At 44.7% G+C, this 18,237-nt stretch carries 17 protein-coding genes and 1 other annotated feature; of the genes, 5 read left to right on the top strand and 12 right to left on the bottom strand.

Annotation, left to right across the window (positions count from 1 at the left end; all coding sequences use genetic code 11):
- Positions 1-3: 3 nt before the first annotated feature.
- The 3 genes from LOR49_RS03475 to LOR49_RS03465 are packed head-to-tail and all read right to left on the bottom strand — an operon-like array spanning position 4 to position 3,830.
- Positions 4-1,665 (bottom strand): GspE/PulE family protein, encoded by a 1,662-nt coding sequence (locus tag LOR49_RS03475; protein WP_240374715.1) that lies wholly within the window; start codon positions 1,663-1,665, stop codon positions 4-6.
- Between the two features lie 12 nt (positions 1,666-1,677).
- Positions 1,678-3,120, bottom strand: a complete 1,443-nt coding sequence (locus LOR49_RS03470; protein WP_240374714.1) for a VanW family protein — start codon at positions 3,118-3,120, stop codon at positions 1,678-1,680.
- A 14-nt stretch (positions 3,121-3,134) separates the two neighbouring features.
- Complete coding sequence (locus tag LOR49_RS03465; protein ID WP_240374713.1) at positions 3,135-3,830, bottom strand: hypothetical protein; 696 nt, start codon at positions 3,828-3,830, stop codon at positions 3,135-3,137.
- 145 nt (positions 3,831-3,975) lie between these two features.
- Between LOR49_RS03465 and LOR49_RS03460 the strand changes: the two genes are divergently transcribed.
- The 3 genes from LOR49_RS03460 to LOR49_RS03450 are packed head-to-tail and all read left to right on the top strand — an operon-like array spanning position 3,976 to position 6,313.
- A complete protein-coding gene (locus LOR49_RS03460) occupies positions 3,976-4,419 on the top strand; it encodes a type IV pilus modification PilV family protein (RefSeq protein ID WP_240374712.1) in 444 nt (147 codons plus the stop codon).
- The gene (locus tag LOR49_RS03455; RefSeq protein ID WP_240374711.1) at positions 4,419-4,934 is read left to right on the top strand and encodes a prepilin-type N-terminal cleavage/methylation domain-containing protein; all 516 of its coding nucleotides are present in this window, start codon (positions 4,419-4,421) and stop codon (positions 4,932-4,934) included. Before LOR49_RS03460 ends, LOR49_RS03455 begins: the two co-directional genes overlap by 1 nt.
- An 11-nt stretch (positions 4,935-4,945) precedes the next feature.
- Positions 4,946-6,313 (top strand): type II secretion system protein, encoded by a 1,368-nt coding sequence (locus LOR49_RS03450; protein WP_240374710.1) that lies wholly within the window; start codon positions 4,946-4,948, stop codon positions 6,311-6,313.
- Between the two features lie 103 nt (positions 6,314-6,416).
- On the opposite strand, the gene LOR49_RS03445 is transcribed toward LOR49_RS03450, so the two are convergent.
- From LOR49_RS03445 to LOR49_RS03430, 4 genes are all read right to left on the bottom strand, one after another.
- Positions 6,417-7,718 carry a bifunctional folylpolyglutamate synthase/dihydrofolate synthase gene (locus LOR49_RS03445; protein ID WP_240374709.1) on the bottom strand — a complete coding sequence of 434 codons (1,302 nt, stop codon included), beginning with the start codon at positions 7,716-7,718 and terminating at the stop codon, positions 6,417-6,419.
- A 58-nt stretch (positions 7,719-7,776) separates the two neighbouring features.
- Entirely contained in the window at positions 7,777-10,419 is a 2,643-nt protein-coding gene (locus LOR49_RS03440) for a valine--tRNA ligase (protein WP_240374708.1), read from the bottom strand.
- A gap of 57 nt (positions 10,420-10,476) precedes the next feature.
- Positions 10,477-10,711, bottom strand: a binding site (T-box leader).
- Positions 10,712-10,799: 88 nt separating this feature from the next.
- Positions 10,800-11,783: a quinone oxidoreductase family protein gene (locus LOR49_RS03435; protein ID WP_240374707.1), complete on the bottom strand. Its 984-nt coding sequence runs from the start codon at positions 11,781-11,783 to the stop codon at positions 10,800-10,802.
- Between the two features lie 74 nt (positions 11,784-11,857).
- The gene (locus tag LOR49_RS03430) at positions 11,858-12,319 is read right to left on the bottom strand and encodes a DUF2306 domain-containing protein (protein ID WP_240374706.1); all 462 of its coding nucleotides are present in this window, start codon (positions 12,317-12,319) and stop codon (positions 11,858-11,860) included.
- 133 nt (positions 12,320-12,452) lie between these two features.
- Here LOR49_RS03430 and LOR49_RS03425 point away from each other — a divergent pair, with 133 nt between their 5' ends.
- On the top strand, positions 12,453-13,544 hold the full coding sequence (locus tag LOR49_RS03425; protein WP_240374705.1) for a PRK06851 family protein: 1,092 nt from the start codon (positions 12,453-12,455) through the stop codon (positions 13,542-13,544).
- A 63-nt stretch (positions 13,545-13,607) separates the two neighbouring features.
- Here the strand turns inward: LOR49_RS03425 and LOR49_RS03420 are convergent, their stop codons facing one another.
- From LOR49_RS03420 to LOR49_RS03410, 3 genes are all read right to left on the bottom strand, one after another.
- Positions 13,608-13,922, bottom strand: a complete 315-nt coding sequence (locus tag LOR49_RS03420) for a DMT family transporter (RefSeq protein WP_240374704.1) — start codon at positions 13,920-13,922, stop codon at positions 13,608-13,610.
- Positions 13,922-14,269 (bottom strand): DMT family transporter, encoded by a 348-nt coding sequence (locus LOR49_RS03415; RefSeq protein ID WP_240374703.1) that lies wholly within the window; start codon positions 14,267-14,269, stop codon positions 13,922-13,924. Before LOR49_RS03415 ends, LOR49_RS03420 begins: the two co-directional genes overlap by 1 nt.
- A gap of 102 nt (positions 14,270-14,371) precedes the next feature.
- A complete protein-coding gene (locus tag LOR49_RS03410; RefSeq protein WP_240374702.1) occupies positions 14,372-15,070 on the bottom strand; it encodes a TraR/DksA C4-type zinc finger protein in 699 nt (232 codons plus the stop codon).
- Positions 15,071-15,251: 181 nt separating this feature from the next.
- On the opposite strand from LOR49_RS03410, the gene LOR49_RS03405 reads away from it, so the two are divergent.
- Entirely contained in the window at positions 15,252-15,386 is a 135-nt protein-coding gene (locus LOR49_RS03405; RefSeq protein ID WP_240374701.1) for a YfhE family protein, read from the top strand.
- 40 nt (positions 15,387-15,426) lie between these two features.
- On the opposite strand, the gene LOR49_RS03400 is transcribed toward LOR49_RS03405, so the two are convergent.
- On the bottom strand, positions 15,427-16,680 hold the full coding sequence (locus tag LOR49_RS03400) for a Zn-dependent hydrolase (RefSeq protein WP_240374700.1): 1,254 nt from the start codon (positions 16,678-16,680) through the stop codon (positions 15,427-15,429).
- A 27-nt stretch (positions 16,681-16,707) separates the two neighbouring features.
- Positions 16,708-18,120 (bottom strand): dihydropyrimidinase, encoded by a 1,413-nt coding sequence (gene hydA, locus LOR49_RS03395; RefSeq protein WP_240374699.1) that lies wholly within the window; start codon positions 18,118-18,120, stop codon positions 16,708-16,710.
- Positions 18,121-18,237 lie beyond the last annotated feature (117 nt).

The following is an 18,237-nucleotide window of genomic DNA, read 5'->3' as shown; positions in this document are numbered from 1 at the left end:
CCCCTATTCATCAAGCGCCACTCGCAAGACTTCTTCGATCGTCGTTTGTCCCTTTTTCGCCTTTAAAAGTCCGTCATCGATTAAGAAAATCATGCCTTCTTCCGTAACATACTTTCTTATGGACGTAACCGTTTCCTGATTCATCAGCATCCCGCGGATCGTATCGTCCATGACAAGTAGTTCATGAATCGCTATGCGTCCGCGGTAACCGGTATGGCCGCATGAACTGCATCCTGCTCCTTTAAAAAGCGTCCCCGGCTTTAAGCCGCGCCTCGTAAATAAGTCGATCTCCATTTCACTCGGCTCGTAAGCCTCTTTACAGTTTGGACAAACTTTTCGAACTAAGCGCTGGGCAGCTACACCTGAGACGGAAGAGACAACCATATATGGTTCCACCCCCATATCCATTAACCGTGGAATGCTTGCGACTGCACTGTTTGTATGAAGCGTACTTAGCACGAGGTGTCCCGTTAAAGAAGCACGTATCGCTATCTCAGCAGTTTCTTTATCTCGTATCTCCCCAACCATGACGATGTTCGGGTCTTGGCGCAAAATGGAACGGAGGCCAGCGGCAAAGGTCAGACCAATTTCACTGTTTACCTGTACTTGGTTAATCCCTGTAAGTTGGTATTCTACCGGATCTTCTACGGTTATAATGTTCACTTCCTCGTGATTTAAATGTTGAAGAGCCGCATACAAGGTCGTGGATTTTCCTGATCCGGTTGGTCCTGTTAACAGGACCATGCCGGACGGGCGTTCAATCAATTTTTTAAACCTATCATAATTTAATGTGTTAAACCCAAGTTCAGTAAGATTACTAAGCGCGTTCTTGGAATCAAGGATCCGGATGACAATTTTCTCACCGTAAACAGTCGGAAGTGTCGAAATACGCAGATCAACGGCCTGCATGCTCAGTGTCGTTTTAATTCGGCCGTCTTGTGGAAGCCTTGTCTCCGTAATGTTAAGGTCCGCCATAATTTTAATTCGCGCTGTTAACACATTTTGCATGCTCTTTGCGAAGCTACGTTCTGTCTTTAAAACTCCATCGACACGGTAGCGGATGAGAATACTTTTTTCCTGCGGGTCGATATGAATATCACTTGCCCGCTGCTGGATACCGTATGTTATAAGATCGTTTACGATCCGGATCACAGGTGCTTCTTCTCCCGCTTGAACAGCGTTTTCCAACGCCTCTGCCTCAACACCTGCTTCTGTGTCGCTGTTCACTTGATCCTGTTCATAATAGTATTTGTGAATAGCGGTGACAATTTCATCTTTTAGCGCTAGTGCAGGCTCGATATGAAAACCAGTCGCCAGTCGCATTTCATCGATCGTGAAATAATCCATCGGGTCAGCCATTGCTGTTATAAGTCGATTCCCCTCTATCCGAAGCGGAAGGACGATGTTGCGGAGAGCGGCATCCTTTGAGATCAGGGAAAGGGCATTTGGTTCCACTTTTAATTGAGAAAGCTGAATACGTGGAACTCCTAACTGGTATTCGAGAACTTCCAACAATTGCTGTTCGGTAATAAAGCCGAGATCCACTAATGTATCGCCAAGCTTCTGTGTCCTTGTCTTTGTCTGCAACGCTTTTTCCAGTTGTGTGGTGGTAATCACGTTCGCTTCCACTAACAAATCTCCAAGTCTTTTACGCTTCTCTACCATACCGATGCTCCTTTACCGTCCGACATCATACCCTTTGATAGGATCATTTTCAGGGTCTCTCATCGAAGTGTCGTCTTTGCCGGCTCCTTTTCCATTACTTGGGGCTTTAGAATGTCCACTGTCATCGCTATTCGCTGGCTTCCCGTTTGCTGAAGGTTCCCTGTCTGCACCTTTCCCTGCATGATCGTCATTTCCATTGTTGTTATCCCTGTCTCCAGGCCTGTCCGACTCCGGCTCATCTGGATTTCCTGACGGTGGGGCAACATTTCCCCAATCACTTTCCGGAATTTCATCGTCTAGTTGATTTTGTTCTTGCAGGCTCCATTCTTCTAAACGATGAATAGGTGGATAGTAATCTTGTGCTACGATTTCTTCACGCAGCAAGATACCATCACGATCACGTGTTTCCTTCACCAGTTCTGTGTAATGTCCATTCTCTCCCCGCTTTAGAGTCACCCGGTCCCCAGGAACACGGGAAGGGTTGAAACGGACAATCGTCCGCGGTGAAATGGTTTCGGAGTTAATCGTTTTAATCGTATAACTGTTAAGAAACGGATAGCCGGACAACGAGAGAGTGAGTTCATTACCGTTCATTCCTACATTCACTTGATAGGAATAAATATTGGGGTTATAAAAACGCAAGTCTTTCTCATCTGGACGTACGTCTGCATCTCCCCCTAGATCAGCATAATTCGGCAGTTCATCATGGATATGACGTTCCGTTAAAATAAAATTCGTCTCACCAAGCAACTGAAAAAAAGCCGTGGCAAGGATATCAGCCGCCGGGTCATCAAACAGGCTGGCCCCGCTTTCTTCCAGTGCCTGCAACAAAGAAAATTCGCTTTCCTTGTCCATTTGATAGCCGTCCAGCTTCTTGACCCACTCCCGAAAATAAGCGGGCGGTGCATCTACCGAGGTTGTGACCTCCATCACCGTCTGCTTTTCTAAGCCTTCTACATAAGGAGCTACGTCAATAACTACGTTCTCTCCATCCATAAGATCAATGGTAGCCATGATCTCCTCAGTAAGTGGGGAAACGGCAGTGCGTTCTACAATCCCAGCGTAAGGAAAGTGTTCTGCATGCACCTTTACCTCTTCTTCAGAGAGTTCAGCTTTAACTGGAAACTTCCCTCCTTGAAGTGCTTTCCTAACGCTTTCCTCTACTTGAAAAACTACCGCATCCCCTTTAAGCGGAACTCTCTCATCAAAGAGTGCCAGTGTTAAGGGAGAGCGTTTCTGCCATGCTTTCACCGCTTGTTGCAACTTCGTTTCAGCTTTCGAAACAGGCAGGCCGCCAACAGCTACACCGCTGATAACCGTATCCGGTGGCAAACGTTCTTCACCATTCCAAACTGCTTCATAAGCTGCAGCCCCTCCTGCCGAGACGACGGAAATAAGAAGCGTAGCAGTAACTAAAATAAGAAACGCTCTTTCTATGTATCTATTACGTTTCATTGCAGTTCACCGTCCTACCTTTCATCCTCTTCCTCAAGTTCGTGCAACAAACTTGCTCTTTTCTGAGAAGTATAGCTGTACCTCTCTTCTTTTACCTCAGCTGCCTTCTCTTTCTTTCCATCACCCTCTGTACGTCTTCGCAACGTTTGCAGTGCTTCCAGCTCATCCTCTTCTTGATCTTCCTCACTGTCAGCTTCCCGATTATCCTCTGACTCATCAATAAACGTTCGTCGGGCCGCTGCATGCAAGTAAGAGTCTTCCACCTCATCTTGGTTTGTTGTGATTGGAGAAATGGTATCTGCCTCCCGCTCTCCCACTCCTGGTATTTGCCTGTCTGGTAATACACCGGCGGGATTAACTAAGTCAATCGTATCGTGTTCTTTTAGTTGGGTGTGCGGCGGAAATTGCGATTTGTCTTGGTCTATGGTGAATTTCCCGGGGAATTCTGCGGCCCCTTCTTTCTCATCTTCTTCAGCATATTCCATCTGCTTGCCAAACACGACCGCAAAGAATAACAGCAAGAGAATGCCGGCGCCAACAGCAAGCGAGAGGGAATATAGTTGAACGAGCAAATAAGCGAGCAGGGAGACGAGCAGCGCACAAACGGTTAATTGAATATGTATTTTTCTATGAAATTGCCAACGTTGCGGCAGTTTTTTTAGTAGTATGTAAACAATGATCGCGCTGACAACCATAACAGCAAAAATCATCCCGCTCCCTCCTTTTGTCCTATCATAGCTTATTTTCTCGTATATTGTCATATATTTGATCAATCTTTAGATTTACTAGTAAACTATATTTTTATTACTATTATTTGTATAATACAGAAAGAAACAGAACGAGGATAGTGATAACGTGGCACATCAGACAGACGGCTTTACGCTTATCGAGTTATTAACATCGATTACCATTCTGGCTATTGTTTTGTTAGTTTTTTTTGGTTTTTTCGGACAAGGACTTTCTTTCTCGACGACTACTTCCCATAAACAAACCGCCGTTCATCTCGCTAAGGAAACACTACAGGCAGTCAAAGAAAGTGACGATAAAAATAAAATACCGGATTCTTTTTATAGCGGAGACGAACCGCTGGAAAGTAAAAATTATCCAACAAATTTTTTCTCTCCAGATTGTCCCGGTTGTATAGAGTTAAATGGGGAAACATTTTATCCGGCTGTGTCACCTGATAGGAGTTTGAGCGAGGAATACGGTTTATTCCCTGTAAAAGTAGTCATTTATAATGACCCTTCTCACAAAAAAGTCCTCACTTTCACCTACGGTTACCTTAAAGGAGGAAGCTAATGAGGCATCTTGTTTTTAAAAATAAAAATGGATTCACATTGATTGAATTACTACTCGCACTCACTCTATCAACGATCGTGATCTCCCTTGTCTCCTATGTACTTTTTCAAGCCATTAATCAATTCTCGTTCACAGTGGATCATAGTTTTTTACGACAGGAAGCCGGGATTATTTCCACCACTATTGAAGAACGGTACTTAACAACTGAAAAAACGATCCAGCTTACCACCCTCCCACCGGATCATTTAAAGATTGATGAGTCCGTTATGGTCATGGAATCCTATCATGTATATATAGAAATAACCAACCAGTCCAACGGACATATAGATAGAATCGCTTCTGCTTCAGCAGGGGACGGTACTCTGTCTTGTGGAGATGAAGGGGTTCCGTCAGGCAGCTCAAGTACCAGTATGGATGGTAAAAATAAAGACGGCTATCACCTGCATATCAAGCTGTTTTCTACCGAGAAACCATGTGATACATACGAAGTTGTAACACACATATCAAAACTGTAAGGGTGAATAACATGAAGCGATTTGATAACCGCGGGGCCGCCCTTCTCATCGTTCTCTTAACGATAACCATCATCGGGATATTTTCTACCGTCATTATTTCTGTTGTGTTGTCGGCTTCTCATCAAACCGATAAAATCGAAGCGTCCATGCAAGCACGCGATCTCGCCGAAATGGGGGTAGAAGCATACCGCACAAACGTATCCGCAGAGCTACGCGACATTATTAAGGATGTCAAAGACGCCCCCGATAACGCAGAAGACACAAAAGCGGAGATCCTAACGAAAATATGCAGCAATACGATTAGCCAAAAAAAGAAATTCAACATAACGGAGTCTGCTGATGATGAGGAATTCAAGTTCGACGTAAGGACAACAGGCTTTCGCAACGAAACGAACGAATCTATTGACTGCACCAATTACAAGAAACTACGCTTGAATTATCGGTCTATAGGAACGGCGAAAACAGATAGTGCTGACACCAAGGAGATCATTACCGGATTCATCGCTTTAAACGTTGGAAATTTTTCCGGTGGTGGGAGCGGTGGTTCTCAAGATGATCGCGTTTTTCATAGTGAATCAGAATTTGATACAATCATAGATCCCTCATACCCCAAGATTCCAGCAGATATTCCGTATGAAAAAACGTCTCAAGAAGAAATCCCATGTGAAACGTTACCGAATCTAGAAGTAACAGATGATGCAGAATTCTCTACATGTACCTATGACATAAAAGGAAGCTTGCTCGTACATGATGACGCTACCCTCCTCAATAAAGGTTCTTTAACAATTGAGGATCATGCAACCTTTAAAGATGACGGTGAATTTTTAAATAATACAGTGTTAAACATTGGAAAAAACGCTATTTTCGATGAAACAGCGTTTCAAAACAACGCTGAGATGAGTATAGGCGGCCATGCTTCTTTTGGAGAAGAGGCTGATTTCTACCAAAACACAAAATCGTCTATTGGGAAAAACGCTATTTTTAGAGACTCTATTACTATGCACCAAAATAGCGAGTTATACGTAGGTAGGAATTTTTATACACGTAACGAGCTAACTGTTAAAAACAACGCATTGTTAACCATCGATGGGAGTGTAAAGTTGGACGGAGAGGTTTCTACGAAAAAAGGGACTATTATCATTAATGGAAATGCTTTTTTCAATCAACCAATCTCGAATAAAAACGGCCGGATTTGCATTAAGGGACGGGCAGAATTCACTGACAACCAGTCTGTGAGGAAGGCGGATAGTTGCGCCAATCAACCGAAAGGAACGATCTACGTGTTAGATCAATATGTTTCGAAACCATACGTTCCAGGGGACGGGGGCGGAGAAGCAGACTGGAGTATTGATTTTGGCGACAATGAATATACACATTAAAAAGAGTTGCTTTATAACGGAGTCCCCGGCAATAGATATTCACCTTATGATATTGGGTTATGGGACCATATCTTAGATGGCCCATAACCCTGCTTGTGTGCCATCAACTGATATCACACTGTGCGGCAATTTCTGATATGAAATATAATGAACCAGCAAAAACGACTAAATCGTTTGTACCGGCACCGGCTTGAATTTTCTCCCAAGCGGCCTTCCAGTCAGGCAATGCTGTCGTTCCGGCAAGCGGGCTTTTTGCTGCAATTCCCTCGGCTGTCGCGGCGCGTTCAAAATCAAATGTGACAGCGGTGCAGGACGCAATGTTCAAGCCAGTTAGCGGTGCCATCACTTTTTCTGGATTTTTTTCTTTAGTCATACTGATGATGAGATGGAGACGGCGGTCTGGAAAATGGTCTTGGAGTGCTTCCGCCAGGCTTTCCATTCCCTCTTTGTTATGGGCTCCGTCTAAGAGAAGCGGTGGTTCCGTCTCCCGATAGTCGAGACGGCCCGGCCAGCTTGCTTTTTGCAGTCCTCTGCGAATTTGTTTCTCTTCGAGCGGAAGCGCGTAGTACATCATCAAGTAGCGTAGAACCATCAGAGCAGCGGCGGCGTTTTTCATTTGATGGCGGCCAAGCATCGCTATTTCCATGTGTTCCATGCCCTTCAAGCTACATTGAAAGGAGAAACTCCAGCCATTTGCCGCTGCTTCTTCGTCTGTTACCGAGAATTCGTGCTGCCAGCGATACATTTTCGTTCTCCCTCTTTGTACCGCTGCGGCGAAAATCTCTAAGATTTCCGGGTTCGTTTCACACGTCACAAGTGGGACACCAGACTTAATGATCCCCGCTTTTTCTGCGGCAATTTCGGCTAATGTTTCTCCGAGAATATGCTGGTGATCATGTCCTACATTTGTAATGACGCTGATCATTGGGGCAATGACATTCGTTGAATCGAGCCGGCCACCAAGCCCCACTTCCCAAATGACGATGTCAGGTTGTGCTGTCCATGCAAAATAATGCGCCGCGATTACAGTTAGCACCTCGAACTCTGTCGGTGCTCCGAACGAGCTTTCTGCTACCTCTTCTGCGATAGGCTGCACGGCCTTTGCACTTTTAAGAAAATCAGCTTCTGAGATCGGCTCGCCGTTGACGGCTATCCGTTCCCGGAATTCCACCACATAGGGGGAAGTAAAAGTACCACATACAATTCCCGCTTCCTTTAATGGTTCTCTTAAAAACGCAACGGTCGATCCTTTTCCATTCGTCCCGCCGACATGAATGCTTTTCAAATTTCGCTCCGGATTCCCGAGAGCTTCCATCATCATCCGCACCCTATCGAGACCTGGACGGACACCAAATTTCGTCAGTTGGTGCAGCCAATCTTTTGCTTCTTCATATGTTTCCATCATCTTCCACCCTTTTCATGAAGATAGACCGCCGAAGCATACACGTCGGCGGTCTTTGTGATTAGTGAATCAGCTCTTGAATCCGAGCTTTTACTTTTTCACGCTTTTCTACATAATCTTTTTCTTTTTGTCTTTCTTCGGCTACCACTTTCTCCGGCGCCTTTTTCATAAACCCTTCGTTCTCAAGCTTTTTCTGGACTCGCTGCACTTCTTTGTCCAGTTTTTCTTTTTCTTTTTCCAACCGGGCAATTTCCTCGTCAATATCAATAAGTCCTGAGAGCGGCATATAAAGCTCTGCCCCGGTTACGACTTTTGAGACTGACTTTTCCGGTGCAGCAAGATCTGTCTGCATGTCGAGCTGCTCCGGGTTGCAGAATCGTTCCAGATAGTCTTGGCCGCGCTCTAGCTGCCCTAACACGTCTTCATTGGCTGCTTTGATTTGTAGCTCGATCGGTTTACTTGGCGCAACGTTCATCTCAGCCCGTGTATTACGAACCGTGCGAATTACGTTTTTCAAAAGCTCAACGTCCTTAACAGCTTCATCGTCCATAAGAGCTTCATTCACTTCCGGCCAAGCTGCAATCGTAATCGACTCCCCCTTGTGAGGCAGATGCTGCCAAATTTCTTCGGTGATAAACGGCATAATGGGATGTAAAAGACGCATCGTTTGGTCGAGCACATAAGCAAGAACCGAGCGGGTTGTCTGTTTCACATCCTCTTTCTCGCCGTAAAGCGGCAATTTTGCCATTTCGATATACCAATCACATACATCGTCCCAAATGAAATTATAAAGAAGACGGCCAACTTCTCCGAATTCATAGCGGTCCATTAAGCGGGTCACATCGCGGATCGTTTCCTGTAGACGCGTTAAGATCCAGCGGTCTGCGATTGTTTTCTCCCCATCGAGATCCACTTCTTCATACGTAAGGCCATCCATATTCATAAGCGCAAACCGGGAAGCGTTCCAGATCTTGTTAGCAAAGTTCCAATTTGCCTCGACTTTCTCCCAATGGAAGCGGAGATCGTTCCCGGGCGTCGTGCCGGTTGCCAGGAAGAAACGGAGAGCATCCGCACCGTATTTTTCAATGACATCCATTGGATCAACACCGTTACCGAGTGATTTACTCATTTTTCGTCCATCCGCAGCACGGACAAGGCCGTGGATGAGGACGTCTTTAAACGGCCGTTCTCCTGTAAACTCAAGCCCTTGGAAAATCATGCGTGATACCCAGAAAAAGATAATGTCATAACCTGTAACGAGTACATCCGTCGGGTAATAGCGCTTAAAATCATGTGCATCCGTATCCGGCCAGCCCATTGTTGAAAACGGCCATAATGCAGAACTGAACCAGGTGTCAAGCACATCCTCATCCTGCTCCCAGTTTTCTGCATCAGCCGGAGCCTCGTTTCCAACATAGACTTCTCCTGTTTCTTTATGATACCAAGCCGGAATTCGGTGCCCCCACCATAGCTGCCGAGAAATACACCAGTCACGGATATTTTCAAGCCAGTGAAGATACGTTTTTTCGAAACGATCCGGAACAAAATGAACTTTCTCTTCCTGCTTCTGGAGAGCAATCGCTCTTTCGGCAAGCGGCTTCATGTTAACAAACCATTGAGTGGATAAATACGGTTCTACTACCGCACCGCTTCGTTCTGAGTGTCCGACGGAATGCATATGCTCTTCAATGTCAAACAGAATGCCTTCCTCCTGCAAGTCTTTCACGAGCTGTTTCCGGCATTCAAAACGGTCAAGGCCCTGGTACTTGCCAGCATTTTCATTCATTCTTCCGCTTTCATCCATTACGAGCACTCGCTCCAGGTTATGGCGGTTACCCATTTCAAAGTCATTCGGGTCGTGGGCCGGAGTGATTTTCACCGCACCTGATCCAAAATCCATTTCGACGTAATCATCTGCAATAATCTCGATCTCCCGACCAACAATCGGAAGGATCACTTTCTTCCCAATCAAGTGCTGGTAACGTTCATCATCCGGGTGGACCGCAACAGCAGTATCACCGAGCATCGTTTCCGGGCGTGTTGTTGCAATTTCAATAGAACCGGAACCGTCTTTTAACGGGTACCTCATATGGTAAAAATGACCTTGTACTTCTTTATACACTACTTCAATGTCAGAGAGTGCTGTTTTCGTATCCGGGTCCCAATTTATAATGTATTCTCCGCGGTAAATAAGCCCTTTATTGTAAAACTGCACAAAGACTTCCCGGACCGCCTCTGAAAGTCCTTCATCCATTGTAAAGCGTTCTCGTGAGTAATCGAGCGACAGCCCGAGCTTCGCCCATTGTTCACGGATAAAGTCAGCGTATTCTTCCTTCCACTCATACGTCTTTTCGAGAAACTTGTCCCGGCCTAAATCATAACGGCTTGTCCCCTCTTCACGCAGCTGTGCCTCTACTTTCGCTTGTGTTGCAATCCCTGCGTGATCCATACCCGGGAGCCACAGCATATCGTACCCTTGCATGCGCTTAAGACGTGCTACAATGTCCTGAAGTGTTGTGTCCCATGCATGTCCAAGGTGTAAGCGTCCCGTCACATTAGGCGGGGGGATTACAATGGTGTATGGTTCTTTCTCTTCTTCCCCCGCTGCTTCAAAAAAGTTTCCTTCTGTCCAAAATGGATACCATTTCGTTTCCGTTGCCTGCGGATCATATTTCGTCGGCATCGTCGTCTCTTGATTGTCCATCTGATGTCCTCCTTTAGTTTGTGTATTTATGTAGAAACAAAAAAACCCCTCCATCTGCAAAAGGACGAAGAGAGGGTCGCGGTACCACCTTTATTCACGTAAAAGCCCGCACGAAAACCGTACGTACTTGCGTGCACTTAAAAGATAACGGTTCTCCCGTCTTCCTCTACTGCTATTCAAGGAAGCTGCTCGAGGGTGACGTTCCTATCATTCCCCTGAAAAGTCTCGCAGCCTTGGACTTTTTCTCTGGACAGGCGGATATAACAGTACTCTTCCCTGTTGACGCATTTAGTCATATTTTACGAATAAAAATCCGGTAAGTCAACATGTGAGCTTACCGGACAAGAAAATACAACATACTTTCATTTTTTAAAAGGTAATTAGGGCTTTAACAGTAGTTTTCCGGTGCTGTTGCGGCTTTCCATAAAGGTGTGGGCTTCACTTGCTTGTTCGAGCGGGTAAGATTGTGATACAAGGATGTCCAATTTTTTCTCAGCCAGTAATCGAATGGTTTCTGCGGCGGCTTCTTTTAAAAATTCAGGGCGTTGTTTAATACATGTCCCGGTACTGTAACCAAGAACAGATCGACAGGAAGCATGCAGTTCGTTCGTCTTCACATTACCCGGTGCCGATTCATCATTCGCATGCCCGAACGTAACGATTCTTCCAAAGGGAGCTAAGCATTCCAAGCTTTTATCAAAATTCTCGCCGGCGATCGTATCGAGAATGACATCCACACCCTTTCCGTCAGTCGCATCCATTGTCTGCTTGACGAAATCTTCCTCTTTATAGTTGATGACGAGATCAACACCAGCTTCCCGCGCTGCAGCTGCTTTTTTATCGCTCCCTACTGTGCCGATGACTTTGCCGGCACCGTAAATTTTTGCAAGCTGGGCTGCGGTTGTACCGATCCCGCCAGCAGCTGCATGAATTAATACCGTCTCGCCTTTTTCTAAGCGAGCTACTTTCCTTAATACATTGTAAGATGTGACTCCCACTAACAAGGAGCCGGCAGCTGTATCGCTATCAACATCATCCGGAAGCACATAGGTTACATTCTCATTGGCCTTTACATATTCCGCATAGGAACCGCCGGTAGGGAACGCAACGACACGCTGCCCTTTATGTAAATCAGAAACATCTGCTCCCGTTTCTTCTATAACTCCCATGCAATCAAGGCCTGGGATAAACGCACTGTTGCTGACGCCATGAAACGCGCCCTGACGTGCCTTAATATCCGCGAAATTGACACTTGCTGCTTCTACTTTGATCAGTACTTCATTTTTTTCTATTGCAGGACGATCGGTTTCTTGGACCTTTAAAACATCGGGCCCTCCCAATTCCTCTACAACAATTGCTCTCATCTTTGCTCACTCCTTTTTTCATTCTATTGAGAGTATATCAATTTTTTTGATCATTGTGGAAGCAAATGACCTTATCAGCGGCTGACATAGCGGTTGCCTGTGATCACGATAAAAGGAGTCCCGATAATAGTGGGTAGAAACCAAAGAAGCAATACCGGCAGATCTGCCAAAATAGGAAGCTTTGCTGCATTAACAACTAAAACAGCAGTAATAATGCCAATATAAGACCCCAGCATACCTCCGATATGTAGCTTGACATGATTTCTCCACTTCTTTTTTTGAGCCACATTCCCCAACAAAGCCAGCCCGTAGGAAAACAAAGCAATATAGAAAAGATAAGCACTCTCGGACCAATTAAGGAATGCCATTGCAACGGAAGTAATACATACAACGACGTATCCCCCGTGATATACCTCCCCTGCTATCGTGTGTATACCCCTTCGTTTACTGGCTCCAGCCGCTATCGCACCAGTAAATAAACAAATGCTCCCGGCTGTAATGTGAATAATAAGAAAAGCTGAAAAAAGATTTACCACAGATTCCTCCCCCAAATAAGCGCGTTTTAATTTTTTGATAAATAGGCAGACACCCTCTCCTTTTTCCGTGCATATAGTGTATTAGTAAAACTCTGGTAGCTAGTAATGTTAAGTATAATAAAGGAGTGTCGATATGTCTGGGAACATTCATCATTATTTTGCCGGAAATCATACAGCCAAGGGTTTCTATTCCCTTTACGCTTCCAACTTTCAAGGGCTGGAACGTATTTTTGTGTTAAAGGGACGCTCCGCTTCTATAAAAACACAACTCTTGTTACAAGTAGCCAAAACATGTACCGATCATGGTCTCGATATTGAACTGATCCATACGTCAGCAGACTTGGATGCAGTAGACGGGATCATCGTCCCTAAATTGAAAACGGGCTTTTATAGCGGCCCTGCTCATGTTTTTAAACCGGAACGGGCTAAGGTAGAGACAATCGATACTGACACCGTTTTAAACAGTGAAAAAGTAACGAGGAAGCAAAGATTGCTCGACCGTTATGAGGAAAAGCTAAAAAAATCACTACTAGCGTCTCACCAATCTTTTGAGACGGGACTGCGAGTCCATGATGACTTAGAAGTCATTTATATTAATAATATGGACTTTGCAAAGGCTGATCAGGCCGCTACTGAGCTCGCTGAACAACTATTTGAGGATGTCAAGCCAAACGGAAAATCAGCCTCTTTTAAACATCGCTTCCTTGGCGGGTCTACTCCCAAAGGCGCAGTTGATTATATCCCTAACCTTACCGAAGGCCTTGAGAAGCGATATTTCATTAAAGGGCGTGCCGGAACGGGTAAATCAACTTTTCTGAAACGAATGATTAAAGAAGCCGAGGAGCTAGGGTTAAGTATGGAAGTATATCATTGCGGTTTCGATCCGGAAAGCATCGATATGGTCATTATTCGGGAATTATCACTATGCATATTTGACAGTACCGATCCTCATGAATATTTTCCGGACCGAGAAGGTGATGAAGTCATCGATCTTTATGAAAAAACAGTCATGCCTGGCACTGATGAAAAATTCGAGGAACAAATTGCAACTCTATTCAACAGCTACAAATCCTATATGAAAAAGGGAACAGGTTACTTAAAAGAAGCAAAACGCTACCGTGACCGTTTAGAAAACATCTATAACAAAGCCGCACATGCCGACGAGATTGATCGCCTTGCAACCCAATTGGAATCCACTATTGAAAAAGATCTGCCTCCGTCTTAGTCGTCAATCACTACTGCGCGCCGCTAATCGAATGCCCTTCGGCGGGGCGCAGTCCGTTTCTATTTATTCAATAACGCGCAGTCCAGCCGCGCCAGCTATAATGCATGTTAAAAAAACAATCCTCTTCCAACCAGCCGACTCTTTAAAGAAAATAATCCCCATTAATACCGCTCCGGCAGCTCCCAGACCTGTCCACACGGCATAAGCGGTTCCCATCGGTATATCTTCCATAGCAAGCGATAAAAACCAAAATCCGCCCGTAAACGTCAGAACCATCAAGAGCAGGCGTGTGATTGTTTTCTTTTGTATGTAAAGATTGATACTCATTACTCCAAAAATTTCCCCGAAACTGGCAATAACTAGAAATAACCACCCCATTATGATTCCCCTCCTTGTTCGTGCGCCACTTCTTCTTGATCATCGGTCGTTATTTTAATTCCAATTACCCCTACAATGATTAAGCCAATAAAGAGGAGTTTTCCAACTGAAAAATCAGCTCCAAACATAAAAAAATCAAGTAGAACGATCGCCGCTGCCCCTGAACCCGTGAACACCGCATAAACCGTCCCGGATGGCAACTTTTCACATGCCCTAATAATACAAAAAAAGCTAACAACAATAGCTAACACGGTTCCAGTCCATTCTAATAAAGAGTCTGCATGTTTCAAACCAATAACCCAGAACACTTCGACAATCGCTGCCGCAAGTACATACAGCCAAGCCAAAAAAAAACCCCCTCTCATCTCTTTTATCCACTTATATTTTAGCACACCCCGGCAAAAGTTCCTTACAATGAGTATCTATGCAACAAAACGTTAAGCAGGATTTTATCCCCGCTTAACGTTTTTATCCTCTCTATACGAATTTCTACTACTGTCACTATGTTCTTTTTGATCAGATGTGATGCCTGTTTTCTCCCCTTCTAAATTTGCAGTTGGTTTATCCTCCACGTCATCTACTTTTCCGTAGTCTTCAGATGATTCTCCTTCTCCCTCATACCCTTTATTTGAAGCTGGGTTGTCTGCAGGAGTTTGAGACGTACCATGCTCACTAACTACGTTCCATGCATCTTCCCTGTCAAATACTACTTCTTCTTTTTTATTCACTTCCTTGATCGCCGGATTTGTTACGCTTTCCTCAGGCGCCCGCCTATCCACCTGCATGTCAACAGAAGCATGTTTGATACATCTTTTCGTTTCCGGCATTGCTTCGAGGCGCTCCAGTGATATTTCCTCCCCGCCAATTTCACATATTCCGTAATTACCCTCTTCAATTGCTTGCAACGCTTGGTTAATATCTTCGAGCTTTTCCCTGCGCTGATTGTTTAACGTTACTTCTTTTTCCCGTTCAAACAACTCGGTTGCTTCATCACCGGGGTGATTGTCATACTTCGACAACTCTCCTGTCCCTTCCTCTCTACGGTCATTCTCCGTAACATTCCTCTTTCCGTGCAATAGCTGTTCATACTCTATTTTCATTTTTAACAACCGTTCTTTTTGCTTATCAAGCTGAAATTTGGTTAACACTGTGATAACTCCTTTTTTAAAAAAGTTCCCACACCCCTTTTATAGTTGCTAATAGACAAAAAAAGTACATGATAAACATATCATTCTCCCTGTTTAATAAAAACGTTCGCTGGGAAATATACAAAAGAACCCGCCTTTACAGTTACCGAATTAAAATTAATGGAAAGAAAGGTGATCCGAAATGGCTGAAGAAAAAGCACCCCACAAACAAATCACGGATAAAAATAATGGATTGAGCTCGGCACAGGAAGTCATCTATCCACATGAATTCAAAAAAGCGGATAGCGATTATAAAGACGTGAAAACGCGAAAGTAAATAGTAAAAAGGGTGAACACCATGATGTTCACCCTCGCTTTTAGATATTCCTTCGTATGACTTCATACAGGAGTGCCGTCCCGGCTACAATGTCTTCCTTCTCTGCCCACTCAGCAGGGTTATGACTGATGCCATTTTTGCAGCGAACAAAGACCATCCCCATCCTGGTTATCTTCTCCATAAACATAGCATCATGTCCTGCCCCGCTGATCATAAGAGGGGCTTCCAATCCTAAACTTGAGCTTCCCTCCTGCAATGATTCAATGATTTGCCCAGAACATAGCACCGGATCAATCGAAAGTGTCCTCTCCAGTATTCCTGTAAGACCTCTGTCTTTACAAATGGATGCTATGCTTTCCTCTATTCGGTTGAGGGCATTTTCCCTTTTTTGTAAATCTACGTCTCGTAAATCCAATGAAAATTCAACAGAGTCGGGAATAACGTTTCTTCCTCCTGGATGTGCTTCAATCTTACCAACTGTTCCTACGAGCGTACCCGTTGTATCTTGTTTGCAAATGGCTTCAATGCTTGCTATGACTTCAGCTGCTCCGGCTAAGGGATCACGCCGCATATTCATTGGCACGGTACCCGCATGTCCCGCTTCCCCGATTTTCTGCACTTTCCCCCACACCGGTCCTGCAATACCTTCGACTATTCCAACTGGCAAATCCCTTTTTTCTAAAAAAGGCCCTTGTTCGATATGCATTTCTAGGAAAAGTTTGACGTCATCTGGCTTTCGTATTGACTCGTCCCGGCGCTGGACGTCTATGCCTTCTCTAAATGAAGCTAATGCCTCTTCTCTGGAAAGGCCATTCTCATCCTTCGCTTCCAGATCTTTCGACTCCACGTGCCCAATCATGCCTCTGCTTCCAAAAAATCCATCTGCAAAACGAGTCCCTTCTTCATCACAAAAGGCGACGACTTCAATGGGGTTGTCATGAACAACATTTGCTTCTTTTAACGTTTGTACTACTTCGATGCCACCAAGGACACCGATCGTACCATCAAACCGACCTCCATTTGGTACAGTGTCAATGTGAGAGCCGATCATGACTGTGGGAAGATTTTTATCGCGACCCTCTTTACGGCCAATCAGATTCCCAAAATGATCGACTCTCACGGACATCCCTGCCTCTTCCATCCAAGAGGTAACAAGTTCTTGCGCTTTATCATCTTCGCTTGACAGAACCAAACGTTCTACCCCGGTGTCGCCTTTTTTTCCTATTTTCGCCAATTCCATTAATCGCTCAAACAGTCGTGTCCCATTTATGATACTGGATATTTTGTTTGTCATTCATTTTGTCCTCCTAGATCCCTACGTTTACACGTTACTTGTCCGCTTCTCCTTTGCATCATAAGCAAGCCCATATGCTTTAGAGTGAATGAATTTGCCGTCTCCTTCTTCACCAATAAAGTTCCCTCTATCTACCATCAGCTTCCCGCGTAAAAAGACGGACTCTACTTTCCCTTCCATTTTCATGCCCTCATAGGTATTATAGTCTACTCCGTGGAGGCTGTCCTCGTTGGATATCACAGCACGGTGATCCGGATCAAAGATCACTAAGTCCGCGTCATAGCCAACTCCAATATGACCTTTTTCACTTAAACCATTATTTTTGGCTGGTGTCGTCGCGAAAAGATCAACAAGGCGCTGTTTCGAAATCTTGCCCTGATTTACTCCGTAGGTCCACATCACACTCAATCTGTCTTGCACCCCCGGAGAACCGTTTGGGATATTAGTAAAATCATCGATTCCCATATGCTTTTGCTTTTGCCAGTTAAACCCGCAATGATCGGAGCTGACCGCATTCAACCATCCTTTGTTTACAGCCTCCCAGAGTGCTTCTTGATCTTGCTTTGTCCGTAAGGCAGGGGAACAGACATATTTCGCTCCTTCAAAGTTCGGTCTCGCCAAATCCTCTTTGTCCAGGACTAAGTAGTGTGTGCATGTTTCTCCGTAAACAGGTACACCTTGGCTGTATGCACCTCTAACAGTCTCCATCACTTCCTTGGCCGTCACATGAACAATGTAGATAGGTGCATCTGCCATTTTCGCCAAATTAATTGCTCTTTCTGTTGCTTCAATCTCCACGAGCGGCGGCCGTGACACCGCATGGTAATAAGGAGTAGTGTTCCCTTCCCGCAGACAATCTTTTTGTAAAGCGTCAATAACGTCAGCATTCTCAGCATGTACCATAACCGTCACTCCGGCTTCTTTAGAGGCTCGGAGCGCCTTAAAAATCGCTTCATCATCGCTATGAAAGGGCAAGCCTTTATAAGCCATAAACAGTTTTACCGTCGAGATTCCTTTCTCAGGAAGAGTAGGGATCTCTGCAAATACTTCATCACGCGGGTCACATATTACGCCGTGAAAAGAATAATCAGCCATGGCATAAGGAGCAACTTCTTTTTGATCATAATTTGCTATCGTCTCCGCAATCCCTTTTCCCTGCTCCTGATTCACAAATTCGATCACCGTTGTCGTACCACCTGCAACTGCCGCATTCGACGTTTCAAACCCACGCACTCTTTCCCCTTTAAAATCAAAAGAATAATGGACATGTTGATCAATCCCACCCGGCAGTATGTATTTTCCGGATGCATCGATTATTTTATCGGCCTTCCCCTCTAAATTGGCCCCAACTGCTGTAATCTTTTCTCCTTCGATGAGCACATCACCAACAAATTCATCAACCGCTGTTACAATCGTCCCATGTTTAATCAAAATACTCACAAGAATCCCACCTTTTTTTCAAAATAATTAAACTATTTTAATTAATTAGTTTCTCCTTGATTTAATTTCGATTTAAAAGGTGGCAATTCCTTTTCATTTCAAAATTTCACCCCCCTG

The sequence above is a fragment of the Bacillus piscicola genome, from assembly GCF_022458745.1.
Taxonomy (GTDB): Bacteria; Bacillota; Bacilli; order Bacillales; family Marinococcaceae; genus Alteribacillus_A; species Alteribacillus_A piscicola.
Note: the sequence above shows the minus strand (reverse complement) of the source record. Positions and strands in the feature narration are given on the sequence as shown.